Genomic DNA, 12,012 nt, shown 5'->3' on the forward strand with positions numbered 1-12,012 from the left:
TTTTCCTTGCAAACGTAATAGCCGAAAAGAACTTTTTACGCTTACTTGCACAACAAAAGAAAGAAGAGGAAGAAACAATTCAAATCCAAAAAAACAAACTTCGGTGTTAGCGTGTCAAAGAGCTCGAAAAAATTAGAGCCCTGAAACGAAAGAGACCCTGGCGAAACTTGCCCAGAGTCTCTCGCGTTTTTACTGCTCACACTCCAGCAGCCCCAGCTAGTAGGAGTATGTAGGTAGTTTTGCCCGCTTCCGTGGTACGCGCGGCTGCGCCGCAACGACGAGAAAATCGTCGGGGTGCAAGCCCAGAGCGCGGGCATACTCAAAGAAAGCTCCTACAGCGACATTCGGCACAGTTATCTCGTCTCCGCCAAGCTTATGGCGATAAGTCACTGTATCAGAAAGATCCGTGCCGAACACCTCGAAACTGTTGGACAGTTCACCAATTGCCATGAAGTGTCCTAGCGGCAGATGAGCCGTGTCCACTTCACGAAAAGAATGATCCAATGGTGCATCTGCCCGTTCAATACGATCGCTCATGATAATTGTCCTTTCTACAGTTATGTTGTGCCATCACAATCGGGAATCCTCACTAGCGAACATTTTCGCTCTACCATCATGAATCTCCTTTCTGATCAAACGAACACTGTTGTCACGTTCCTCCTCTCTCAGCACTACAAAAGATCCAGGAAAACGAAGCAGCTTAGTTCATAGGGAACGTGAGCTACTTCGTCAGTAAAGCGAACCTCTGTTGCCCAGGGAACAACATGCAGAACGCAGTAAGCGTCAATCAAACAGCCGATGTCTAACTCGTGTGAATACTCTTTAGCTAATTCCGAAACTCAACTTGCTCAAATATGTCACCGTCAACTTATCAAAAATAACTACGCTATTTAAACGGTTTTGCACCTTCAATCTCATGGACAGATGAATGAATCACAAAATTAACGTCGTCATTAGATAGCGGTGACATACAAAGCATTAGTCAGCTCGTTTAAGTCAAAAAATGAATTGCCGATCTGATAGCTGCGTGACAAGAGACGATTGACCCCCAATCAGCCCAAATTAACAATATGCCAGTGCGTATCTTGATCACTCGGCTTCAGAAAATTCCCTCGCCTGAAGAGGATGCAAAATTGACTGACCCGGGTCCTTGTGCGCAACGCCATCGTTGTATATTTGTCCACCCGGCAAGTCAACCGCTATAACATTGTTGCTCCCATCACTAGCATGCTGCAGCGAGATTTTAGGTAATTCACTTCCGGCTTTAGCGGCGTCTTCACTTAGCCTGCTACAAAGTTCGTTGAAATCCGCATCGGACATGTGTTTTTTCAATGAATACAATTCTCGACCGGCCTCATACCAATCCCCCTTCCTCAGCGCAGACTCTACGGTGCTGACATCGTATTTAGTAACTAGCTTGCCGGTTGTTGAATCGACTCTAAAATAATCACTCGAAGAACCGTCGTATGGCACTGTATTCGCCTTACCTTCGGGGTCCGTGTAAGTAACGAGAAAGCCCTTATCGGTGGGAGTAACATCAAAACTTCCACCATATTGACCATCTGGTGTGCATCCATTGCCCAAATTAATCAAACCAAATTTCCTGATAGTGGAGCCGACACTGTTTTGCAACGCCGCTCTCTCATCTTCAGAGAGAGCGGGATTTTCCCGTACACCAACAAGGGTCTGATAGACGATTGTAAGCATCTGATTGATCTGTCCTTTATCAAAACCGGTCATCTTAAAAAGTTCAAGAGTCTCCATCTGCGCTCTGTGTATACTTTCGTCCGTCCCGAGTAATAGATCATCAGCAATCTTCTGCGCGTTTTGCCTCATTAGTGCGTCGTTCATTTGGAGACGAGCCTGAGCATCACCGTGATCATTCACGGTGTCCTTGCCGTCGCTCGTAGTTACCGTTTCCCGATTAATATCTCCGCCAGAACCGAACTGCAGACTAAAGTCATTTAGCATCCGACTGACATCAATAGCAGTGGCACGCAAAAAGGGGGTAACCTGGCTAGAGCTGTCCAATCCCGCATTAGTTTGATGCTCTCGCAGCAGAGTGAATGCCTCCAAGTGCAGGGAAGACAAAGCTGAACGCGAGTCAGAATTGTCAATCCTCTTATCCAAATCAGAGGTATGTAGCTTCTCATTCCGGTTAACGATTTCCTCAAACGGCATGATTATTACCCCGAAGTCATTTTTGTAGTTAACTAGCATTAGTTCAACTCTGTCAAACAAACGTGGAAGAGTTGTGGAAGCCAGTCAGCACAAACACAAAATCGAAACTACTATGTTTCTGTCAAAGAAATTCCACAACTTTTATACTTGCAATTTATACACTCCACTCCGTAAGACAACCAAATATGGTGGCTCAGACATCAGACAACACTTGCGTGGACAGAGATATGGAATTTGGCGGAATTTGGAACACATATGTTGAACTCAGCACGACTGCGTTCGAAAACGGACATTACGATGTAGCAGAAACAATGTTGCGAGCGGCCTACAGACAGGCCCCGCGAGACATGGACGGTGGGCACACACGCATGGCAATAGTCCTGGAGAATTTGGCGGAAGTATTCGTCAAACAGAAAAGATACGGAAAAGCTGAGCGTGTATACCGTCGGGCACTCGGCATGAATGAAAGGGCTAGAGTTCGTGGTGCACGAAATGCGGCACGTATATGCTTCAAACTAGCCTACCTCTGCTTGTTAAGCGAACGACTGGGAATGTTTGACAAGTGGTATCAAAAGTCCATGGAAATCTGCAAAGTTGCTACGGACATTCCACTGGAAGAGCAGGCAACTCACATGCTAAAGCTTGTGCAATATTTGCATAGGCAAAAGAATCATGAGCTCGGTTGGTCGATATACAAGCAAGTACTGGCGATGAGGCAAGATATGCAACCTCCAGGCGCCGTCGAAGCAATCGTAAATGCAGCCAAGATGACAGTGCCGAGCAACGTCAATTTATAAGACCGAAGTGGCACAACATGGCTTAGAGCTCGGTCTTAACAGTAGCTTCTGTAGCGCGCCCCACGTCATGAATATTGAGAGATCAGGTCTTCAAATGCGAACGACTATGACCAGCGTAAAAGCTGAACAAAGTTCTCGACCAGTTCGAATTTGTCATCCCTGGTTAATGTGGAATTGAATTTTGCCAGCCGACTTCAGTTGGTTCGCTTATCAAAACACCATTAAGAACGTCAGTTCGAAAAGCCGGATTGTCCAGGAGTGGATTCTCATTCAGTTTACTCATGCCGGCGTAGATCGAATTCAGCGCACTGGAAATATCTGCTTGCGCGAAAGAGGCCGCCGGCGTGCCAAAAACGTTCAATCTCCCAAAAGCTTCGAGCAGCTGTCCAATCAGAGAATATGGATTAACAGAAGGATTGTACTGAAATTCGCTCACTATCGAAGCTGCGAGCGCTTTCGCCGCCGCAATCTGTTGATCTTCAGTCGCCTTATCTACGCCACCCCTCGTCAAACCGGAAGTTGACATCAGCAGACCAAAAGCCGTACCATCAGTAGGACGATCCACGTGGAAGACAAAATCCGGTGCATCTGGCGTGCCACCAATTGCGACATCTCCACTATCAAAATCATAAGTGATAGGAACCCCACCTTCAGTCGAGAGTGTTGCAGATGGTGCGGCAGAACCGTCTGCCGACCCTAAAACTAGAGACAGCGGCATCACAGGATTACCGACTAACTGTCCAAGCAACTTGTACTGAGCCATTAATACTGCTGCAGTCAATCGCGAATCGTAAAAATCATCATACAAATTTTTCTTTGTATATAAATGATTATCCTGCACATTCATGGCAATCATATGCTGCATCAACAGATCAAATTTCGCAACGTCGGCTGCATCGCGAAGATGCAAAACGGCTGGCGGGAAACTGGGATCATCAGAGTCCAAAATAACGTCGAACCCAGAACCGTTTTCAATCAATTTAACAGTTTGTGGTGGCTCGCCCTTGGTCGTAATCGTAAGAATCTTTTGCTTGTCCGGTCCATTCATAGTGAAGCTGTATTGACTAGTGAAACCATGAACCTCACCACTCTCCATTTTGGTTACGACAGTATGGGTTCCATCAGCAGCGACGGTGGCAATAGTCTCTATATGAGTGCTTTTGTCAAAGACGTACCTTTCACCATGCGGCCCGGACGTATACTCACAATCTCCTTCAGTGAAAGAGAACTGTTTATTAAGATCAGATGGATGCGATGCCAGATAGGATTCAAACGCTCGATTCATACCGTCAAGAGTGTTTTGCGTCTCGCAGTCGACTACGGTCGTTAACCTGATAGAGGGATCCAAATGATTGCTGAACAGCGTGGAAATTCCATCGCCTAATGTCGGCAAAAATTCAATAAACTGCTCGGCTTCGTTGATCAGAGCTTGCGCGAAACCCTTTACAGAAGTATCACTCCCGCTTTTCTCTACAGCGTCATTTCGAAGCATAGTTGAAGCAGTAAGGATACCCTCACCAACCAACTTTGCAATTAAACCAACTCGCTGTTCACCAGAAGTGGTGCTAGCGATCTCACCAATTGTAGGAACCTTGTAGTGATCAGCAGAGACTGCGACATCGGCCAACTGTTCCATCCGAGTGATCATAAGGTGTTCTCCGAACCTTGGCGCAAGCCTGATAGTTATGCATTCAAGTTTTCGGATTTTAAGAAGAGTTTATGGAAAAGTTGTATATTCGTCAGAGCGAATTCAAAGAATCAGGCAAAGAAATTCGCTAGTACCTGAAACCAGATTTCGCATTGAGAATATCGATGGAAAGTTGAAACGCAGAGAAATACGAAGCCCACTGCTCATCGCGCAGTTCCTCATTCAGCAGTTTGTTCGTAATCTCACGATAACGCTGCTCGACAATCGCTATCGTAGTTGGCGGAAGCTGCCCCTGCCACATCTTTTTACTCAGCTCAGAAAATAGCATCTCGATTCTTTCTCGATTCGCCAGCCGCTCTCGACTTATTTCGTTAACACGCCTGGAGACTGGGTTCGTCAAACTCAAACCCAGCTCAAAACTTGCGAGATCGCGCTCGCAATCAATTAAACTTATTAGTTGTTGTGCATAATCCTCAATAATCTCGTCGAAATCAGGATCAAAACTCAATGCCGATCGAGAACATTTCATGCTCTCTCCGTGTTGCGCAGAATCCGACAAGAAGCCAGTCTCTGAGTCAGGTAGAGGTGGTTCGCCTTCAGTTTTTGTGTTCCGTTCTTCCATAATTCATATCTCTTTGGTCCAGCTGCATCGTCGCAAGTCAATCTCGCAGAATAATTCCTTAACACTAAATAGAACATCAAAATTCAACATGCGCAACTGATAACGTTTTCAAAAAAAGTACTGACGCAGCATTGCTAACTTAATTCGTTCAGCGATTCCGCGAACATTCCAGATCAGCGTCAATTCTCATTACATCTGGTACCAGAGCCAATATGCTGGCAACATTAGCTGTGCCTTCGAGAGCGAATAATGTCAGATGAATGACAAAAGCTGCTCGACACGGCGCTAACTAGCACAACCACAGTTATTAAAACCCCTGGATTCAACCATCTTAACGCAAGCCGCGCTACCACAAAATCCATTTCGAATTTACGTGGACGTCACAGAGACACGCATTTATTTCTAGAGCAAACTGTGTTCGATGAAATCAAATTCGATGTCACCAATCCGAGTCGTGCGGCACAAACCGGAATCTATGAAGTTCGCATCCACGTTCACTCGGGACTATCAATAACGCAAGCCACACAAACTTCTTTTCAAAATCCGAGGACTCACACATGAGTGGAATCTATCAAGGAAAATTTTCGACGCCTGATTTACGAGTCGACACAAACATTAGTCTAGCTTCCTCACTCAAACTGAGCGCAGAAGTCCAGGGAATGTTTAGCCCCATAGCAACTGATGCGTCAAAAATTAGTTCAGGAGCTTTTTTGGACATTCCGTCTATCTACACAAAAGAAGCTCTCAATGACGCCACCGACCGTGGCGCCGCATGGGACGACAAGAGTTATGCCGGCAAGGTTCCAACCGTCGACCTGTACAACTATTTTCTTAGCAACGGTTTTACTCCAGCACAAGCGGCTGGGATTTTAGGAAATATACACACGGAGTCCCGATTCAGCACGAGTGCATACAACCCAAGTGAAAACGCCATAGGGCTATGTCAATGGGAGGGAGGGCGAAAAACAAACCTGGAAAATTTCGCCAAACAGAAACACATGTCCATATATGACTGGCACTTGCAAGCCGATTTCATTATGGAAGAACTTAAAACCAGTGAAAGCAATGCCTACGACCAACTCATGAAAGCAACCACACCAGAGGAAGCTGCGCAAGTTTTTCAATCGCAATACGAACGCAGCAAATACCTTGGCGATCGTCCTCAAAACGCCAGATATTACTTTGACCAGCTTTCTGCGAGCGCATCGGCACCAGCGTTGGATTCTACACAATCAATTGAACAATTGCTTATGAGCGGCATGTTTCATCCCTCGCTCAACGCATTGCTGCAAACCGGACTGGAACTGGGGAAAGACGCTCTGGTCAAGCTTTTCAATGGCACAGACTTTGATGCCAGCAAATTACTAAATTTTCTTCCCGTGCATCCACTGGATGAGGTGGCAAACCTGGAGTTGCAGAATCAACCGAAGATCATTCTAAGAGAAAAAGGCTTTGATCCTACTGATCAACAACAACCGGCGGACTTCATCATCAACAAAGACGGAACAATCATCTGCAATCACATTCCTGAGGTCGGACAGAAGGAAATCATCATAGAAGATGTTCGTTCGGAGGGCGATTTCCTTTCTGGTGCTTCTCCTGAGCAGAAGGGTGCAGCCGCTGCTTTAGTCGCATATTTGCAACAAAGACTAGCGTTAACGGACTCAACAGGCGTACACATACCTGAGGTTCAAGATCCGGAAGGATTGCTACCTGAGCCATTGCCTGATGCATCTGCCAGCAACAACTCATCCGACTCCAACGGAACTGGGAACCCAGGTGAAAACGGCAGTGGCGGATATGGCGGAAGCGGCGGTGGCAGTGACAGTGGGTATCCCGGCTCCGGCACCCAATCACAAACTCTGAATAGACTGGATGACGCAGGCGATGGTCAGATCACAGAGAATCAGGCAAGCGATCTCTTTGCACACCCAGACAATGAACCATCAATTCCCGGCGAATCAAATCAAATGCTCGCTTTAAAAGATGTGACGGGCAGCCTGGAGACAAAAAGCTTTCCGGGAGATGCCTATGCGGCGGTGCTTGACCGTGGCGACGATGGATATGGAGTGGGTAGATTCGGTTTCACCGCATATGCATACCTTGGTTGGTTAGACGGATTTTCTGATGCAGACTTCGACGATTTGGAGGATATGGAAGATCCTCTCCCTGCATCGAAAGACCACAAAACTGCGCCGGGCAAACTCCCTCATGGAACTGTGAAGCGCCTTAGAGCCATCAAGAAAAAATTTGATGCCTTCAAGGATAAGGTCATCAAAGACGGTCATGGACCTGGCGGTGAGAACACATCTCAGATGACAGACAAAGATCTCATGAAGCTCTTCCTCAATGCGGAAGCGAAGACCGCTCTGCCGCCCAATGCAACAGATGAAGACAAACTCGATCAGGCATTTATTCAGTCACTCTCACAGCTTGCAAACAAAGGTGACAAACCTGACTCTGACGAACTAACTCAGTTTTACCCACCTGAGTTGCAAGAGATCATGGCGAACCAACTGGTCAACAAATATGCATATCAGTCGGCACAACTGCACGATGGCAAATTCCAACCGAGTGATGTAGTTCTCGCCATGCATCTGGGCTATTTCCCGAGTGAGAAAGATATCGCAAAATTTGCCGACAGCATCGTTCATCCAGCAGACCGCGGCTATCCCCTTGCCTACAAGGCGCGTGAGAATCCTAATGCCCCTGTCGCGTGGTCGGAACTGGGTGGAACCCCTGTAGGGGACCCAGAGTCGTATTTCATTACGCAATTCAGAAGCAAATACAATCCTGATGTGAGTGACGCCCAAGAGCTTCACAATGCCGATTGCGGACCCACATCTCTAGCAATGCTCCTGGTTCACTACGGTCGAGTCCAAATGCCTGACAATCGAGAGTCTCTGATCGAAACAGTAGAATCGCAGTTCATGGGCGCAAACATTCATAACTCCAACGGATACAACCTGCAACAACTAAAGAAAGGCGCCGAGGCGGCCAATTTGCATGCCGATCGCATTAACGGTCTCGCCGCAGTAGACAAGGCCTTCGAGGACAACCCAAATGCTTCAGTAATACTCGTCGGACAACCGCGGCACGCATGGCAAGACGATCCTCGCCAGACTTCCGAGACCTACGTCGACAGCGGCAGTTGCAATCACATTGTCGTTATAGCAGGAAAAACCAGCAATGGAGACTACATTCTGCTAGATCCGCTCAGCCTGAGTGGTCCCCGCATAGTCACAAGACAACAAATTCAACGATACATTGCCGACGGATTGAATGGTGAGGGCGGGACAGGCCTGGTTGTATATCCCTAAATCGTGCAGCAGCCACTAGTCGCCATCTGGAACCTCAAACTTATAACCAACTCCATGCACAGTCTGAAACAGCGAAGGCTTGCCTTCCACGTCAAGCCTTTTACGGAGGCGCTTTATATAAGTGCGAATCACTTCCGGACTTGCGTCCGACTCAGAATTCCAAACGCGCTCGATAAGCGCCTCAGAACTGAATACTTTGCCCTGATGTTTCATGAAAAATTCGAGCAGAGCAAACTCTTTAGGAAGAAGCGATAACTCCTCACCGTTGTACAGCACTTTACGTGTACTAGTGTCGAGGTCAAGGCCGCCAGCCTTCAAATTAGACCCACTGAAAACTTGAGGGCGTCGCAACAAAGCTCTCAATCGTGCTGACAATTCCTTCATGTCGAACGGCTTAGTTAAATAATCATCCGAACCAGCATCAAGTCCGGCTTCTTTCTCATCAATCATTTTCTTGGCAGTCAAAAAAAGAATTGGTGTAGTTCCACCGGTTGCGCGATACTCCTGGCACACTTCCAGACCGCTTTTTCCTCTCAAAACCCAATCCAAAATCACAACGTCGTACTTGTAGAACTTGAGGCGGTCAATCGCGTCTTCCCCAGAGGTAACGACTTCAACAACGTGCTTGTCAGCCTTCAGCCATTCTCGGATCAGATCAGAAAGATCAGCTTCATCTTCGACAAGTAAAATCTTAGCCATGCAAAGTATCCTATTGATTGTTCCTAATTGACGCCTGGTTCTTGGGGATTTCTAGCTGAATCACCGAGAGAAGCTTTGACAATTTCATTAATCTGAGAGCCTAGCGTAGTTGGCTCAAACGGTTTGCGCATCACCGCGAGGGCGCCCAGATCAATTAATCTGTCGACTTCGCTCGGTATGTTTTTTACCGTTAAAAATATGACTGGAATATCTTTAGTTTCAGAATTGGCACGTAAGCGTCGAATAGTCTCTGAACCATCCATAATGGGCATCATAAGGTCCAGAAGGATGACGTCAGGTTTGTGCAGCGCTGCCAGCTCTAAACCTTCAGCGCCACCTGAAGCAGTCAAGACTTCCTCTCCGTCGATCAAACCGAGACACATACTGGCTATGTCACGGACATCATCTTCATCGTCGATTATTAGGATTTTCATGACAAGTCAAAACCTGAGAAGCTCCCCGATTTTAACATTTTGCCAAGTCCAGGGTTTCGGCAAACCTTGTGAGACAAGAATTTGGATTGAAACTCTATTTTTTCGCGGCCGCCAGTAATTTTCCTTCCACAGCTGGAGACTCTTCCAATTGTTTTAGAAGCTCGACATTTACTCGCGCCTTCATTCTCTCATTACTGCTTCTCAGCATAATAAGCCAGGCAGTGGAGACAGGTGCCATAACAATGAAGATAAGACCGGCATCGATCAAGCGCATAAAATCCGTTCGTTCGCAAAGAGCAACAACCGCCGCGATCGTCTGAGTTACAACATAAGCCCAGGCACATCTAAATCGCAACGTTGAGAGCCTGCCAAACACGGAAAAATAACCGAGCGCTAGACACACTACTGACGAGACGGCAACTAAAATAGTCATAGAACCCAACAAGTATGCACCTCCAATGCAATCATCTACGGTGCCGAAGTTTTTGTCAGCAAAATCTTAAGCAGTGTGTCTAATGTACACAACCGGCGTCATCTTGCGCCAATGATGGGATGTTTTGCCCCGCACCCGCAGCTCTCTGCCGCACCGCATATGATACCTCAGGTCATAAAGCTACTAGCGGAGCTGGATGAACGCCTCAGGTTTAAGCAGACTTAGGTAAACCGTGTAGTGCATTTGCAGCTTTCTGCGTAAACTGTTGTTGCAGAAAATTGAGGTGCAATCATGAACTCGAACAGAACGTGTGTACTGGAGCCAGTCAATGTCAGTGACGATCGGTCACTCTGGACAACTGCTCAAGCAGCCCTTGTACTTAACAGATCAGAAAGAAGTGTCCGTCGTCTCGTGCAACAAGGAACAATTGCCGGACATAAAGTAAAAGGCAAATTTGGCGAGGAATGGCGCATCATACCGTTCACTACCGAATCAACCAGGATGAAGACAATTGATCACGATGAGAATCACGAATTCTCCCAAGATTACGCGGAGAATCTACACGTGAATAATGCCCCCATTCTCTACAAATCAATCACGCCCCGACCTTCGCTTTGGACGACGATCATCAACCTACTTAAATTACTTCTGTGTTGGAATACAAGACAAAACAAAATGACCAGCCAAACATTCGAAACGCAAAACTGAAAGGATTCAAATTGGTAAAGTTGGTGACCAGGCACTAGAACGAGTTTTCTACGCGAGGGCACTTTAGACGTTATCAGAGTCAAGACAGTAGCCGACTGAATGAACGGTTCTGAACATAGACAAACGCCCGGGTGTGTCAAGCTTGCGGCGCAGCTTTTTTATATACGTTCGGATGGTGTCGGGAGATGCCTGTGCCTCCGACGCCCAAACGTTATTCAGAATCTCTTCTGGACTAAAAACCACGTCAGCATTACGCATTAGAAATTCTAACAAGGCGAACTCTCGCGGCAGCAGAGGCACGTCGACACCGCCTTTCTGAACAGTAAATTTGCTGCAATCCAGAATAAGGTCCTTGATTTGATAAGTAAATCCTCGAAATAGTTTCGGTCGCCGCAACAATGCTCTCAGTCGAGCGGAGAGTTCTCTTAGATTGAAGGGTTTAGTAAGGTAATCATCAGCTCCGGCATCGAGGGCTATCTCCTTTTCTGCTACATGCGCCTTATTGGTCAGCATAATGATCAAACAGTTATCCCCCTCTCTGCGCGCGTGCTGGCAAACCTGCAATCCGGAAAGTCCAGGAAGCATCCAGTCTAAAATCAAAATATCAAACCTTGAATCTTGTAGAATCTGTAGAGCTTCCTCGCCAGATTTTGCTACTTGCACGGAATAACGTTGTGAACGAAGCCACGATTCCATGACAAGTGCAATGTCGACGTCATCCTCGACAAGCAAAATTGATGCTGATTTGCCGGTATCAATGGTCAAGCCAATGCCGGCATTTGTTCCCAGACTAAACATTTCAATCACCTCAATCGACCGTCAAGTGCAGGAAGTCTCCCAGACAAATATGGAAAGACTGTGGAAAAAAAGTCCCACCTGGTCTAGAGTCAAATTCAATATCACTAGTGAAAACGGACCCGTTCGCCAGGTCCGTCCACTTGCCCTAAAATTTTTTGAGCACCAGTTTCGGTGCGCTTGAATGTTAATACTATAGATGAGAGTTCTGGAATTTTTGTAGAATCGATGTCGCCGTTCAGTACTTTCTTCATTCAAAAAGAAAAGACTTACTTGCGTAAGTCTCTTCTGCCCCTGCGTAAAACTTTTATCGGAATACCGACCTGCTAATAGTATCTGGGAAGCATGGAAGTTACGTGTAATTTTCAGAGATGC

The 12,012-nt window shown here is 46.7% G+C and carries 11 protein-coding genes; 3 read left to right on the plus strand and 8 right to left on the minus strand.

Going from position 1 to position 12,012, the window contains the following annotated elements; translation table 11 throughout:
* Positions 1–216: 216 nt before the first annotated feature.
* The gene (locus EKK48_13985) at positions 217–537 is read right to left on the minus strand and encodes a hypothetical protein (protein RTL41470.1); all 321 of its coding nucleotides are present in this window, start codon (positions 535–537) and stop codon (positions 217–219) included.
* A 552-nt stretch (positions 538–1,089) separates the two neighbouring features.
* The gene (locus EKK48_13990) at positions 1,090–2,181 is read right to left on the minus strand and encodes a hypothetical protein (protein ID RTL41471.1); all 1,092 of its coding nucleotides are present in this window, start codon (positions 2,179–2,181) and stop codon (positions 1,090–1,092) included.
* A gap of 185 nt (positions 2,182–2,366) precedes the next feature.
* Here EKK48_13990 and EKK48_13995 point away from each other — a divergent pair, with 185 nt between their 5' ends.
* Complete coding sequence (locus EKK48_13995) at positions 2,367–2,978, plus strand: tetratricopeptide repeat protein (GenBank protein ID RTL41472.1); 612 nt, start codon at positions 2,367–2,369, stop codon at positions 2,976–2,978.
* A gap of 163 nt (positions 2,979–3,141) precedes the next feature.
* Here EKK48_13995 and EKK48_14000 read toward each other — a convergent pair whose 3' ends face one another.
* Both EKK48_14000 and EKK48_14005 read right to left on the minus strand, forming a co-directional pair.
* Entirely contained in the window at positions 3,142–4,626 is a 1,485-nt protein-coding gene (locus tag EKK48_14000; protein ID RTL41473.1) for a hypothetical protein, read from the minus strand.
* A gap of 127 nt (positions 4,627–4,753) precedes the next feature.
* The gene (locus EKK48_14005) at positions 4,754–5,155 is read right to left on the minus strand and encodes a hypothetical protein (protein ID RTL41474.1); all 402 of its coding nucleotides are present in this window, start codon (positions 5,153–5,155) and stop codon (positions 4,754–4,756) included.
* A gap of 650 nt (positions 5,156–5,805) precedes the next feature.
* On the opposite strand from EKK48_14005, the gene EKK48_14010 reads away from it, so the two are divergent.
* Positions 5,806–8,568, plus strand: a complete 2,763-nt coding sequence (locus tag EKK48_14010) for a hypothetical protein (GenBank protein ID RTL41475.1) — start codon at positions 5,806–5,808, stop codon at positions 8,566–8,568.
* 15 nt (positions 8,569–8,583) lie between these two features.
* Here the strand turns inward: EKK48_14010 and EKK48_14015 are convergent, their stop codons facing one another.
* From EKK48_14015 to EKK48_14025, 3 genes are all read right to left on the minus strand, one after another.
* Positions 8,584–9,267, minus strand: coding sequence for a response regulator transcription factor (locus tag EKK48_14015; GenBank protein ID RTL41476.1), 684 nt, complete (start codon positions 9,265–9,267; stop codon positions 8,584–8,586).
* A 23-nt stretch (positions 9,268–9,290) separates the two neighbouring features.
* A complete protein-coding gene (locus EKK48_14020) occupies positions 9,291–9,701 on the minus strand; it encodes a response regulator (protein ID RTL41477.1) in 411 nt (136 codons plus the stop codon).
* A gap of 94 nt (positions 9,702–9,795) precedes the next feature.
* Positions 9,796–10,056 carry a hypothetical protein gene (locus EKK48_14025; protein RTL41478.1) on the minus strand — a complete coding sequence of 87 codons (261 nt, stop codon included), beginning with the start codon at positions 10,054–10,056 and terminating at the stop codon, positions 9,796–9,798.
* A 369-nt stretch (positions 10,057–10,425) separates the two neighbouring features.
* Here EKK48_14025 and EKK48_14030 point away from each other — a divergent pair, with 369 nt between their 5' ends.
* Complete coding sequence (locus EKK48_14030) at positions 10,426–10,842, plus strand: DNA-binding protein (GenBank protein RTL41479.1); 417 nt, start codon at positions 10,426–10,428, stop codon at positions 10,840–10,842.
* 63 nt (positions 10,843–10,905) lie between these two features.
* Here the strand turns inward: EKK48_14030 and EKK48_14035 are convergent, their stop codons facing one another.
* On the minus strand, positions 10,906–11,640 hold the full coding sequence (locus EKK48_14035; GenBank protein RTL41480.1) for a response regulator transcription factor: 735 nt from the start codon (positions 11,638–11,640) through the stop codon (positions 10,906–10,908).
* Positions 11,641–12,012 lie beyond the last annotated feature (372 nt).

Source organism: Candidatus Melainabacteria bacterium (genome assembly GCA_003963305.1).
Taxonomy (GTDB): Bacteria; Cyanobacteriota; Vampirovibrionia; order Obscuribacterales; family Obscuribacteraceae; genus PALSA-1081.

Bases quoted from the DNA above. Each gene is read 5' to 3' on its own strand.
- EKK48_14035 (RTL41480.1), bottom strand. From the start codon at position 11,640: ATGTTTAGTCTGGGAACAAATGCCGGCATTGGCTTGACCATTGATACC.
- EKK48_14000 (RTL41473.1), bottom strand. From the start codon at position 4,626: ATGATCACTCGGATGGAACAGTTGGCCGATGTCGCAGTCTCTGCTGAT.
- EKK48_13995 (RTL41472.1), top strand. From the start codon at position 2,367: ATGGTGGCTCAGACATCAGACAACACTTGCGTGGACAGAGATATGGAA.
- EKK48_14030 (RTL41479.1), top strand. From the start codon at position 10,426: ATGAACTCGAACAGAACGTGTGTACTGGAGCCAGTCAATGTCAGTGAC.
- EKK48_14005 (RTL41474.1), bottom strand. From the start codon at position 5,155: ATGAAATGTTCTCGATCGGCATTGAGTTTTGATCCTGATTTCGACGAG.
- EKK48_14010 (RTL41475.1), top strand. From the start codon at position 5,806: ATGAGTGGAATCTATCAAGGAAAATTTTCGACGCCTGATTTACGAGTC.
- EKK48_13990 (RTL41471.1), bottom strand. From the start codon at position 2,181: ATGCCGTTTGAGGAAATCGTTAACCGGAATGAGAAGCTACATACCTCT.
- EKK48_14020 (RTL41477.1), bottom strand. From the start codon at position 9,701: ATGAAAATCCTAATAATCGACGATGAAGATGATGTCCGTGACATAGCC.
- EKK48_14015 (RTL41476.1), bottom strand. From the start codon at position 9,267: ATGGCTAAGATTTTACTTGTCGAAGATGAAGCTGATCTTTCTGATCTG.
- EKK48_13985 (RTL41470.1), bottom strand. From the start codon at position 537: ATGAGCGATCGTATTGAACGGGCAGATGCACCATTGGATCATTCTTTT.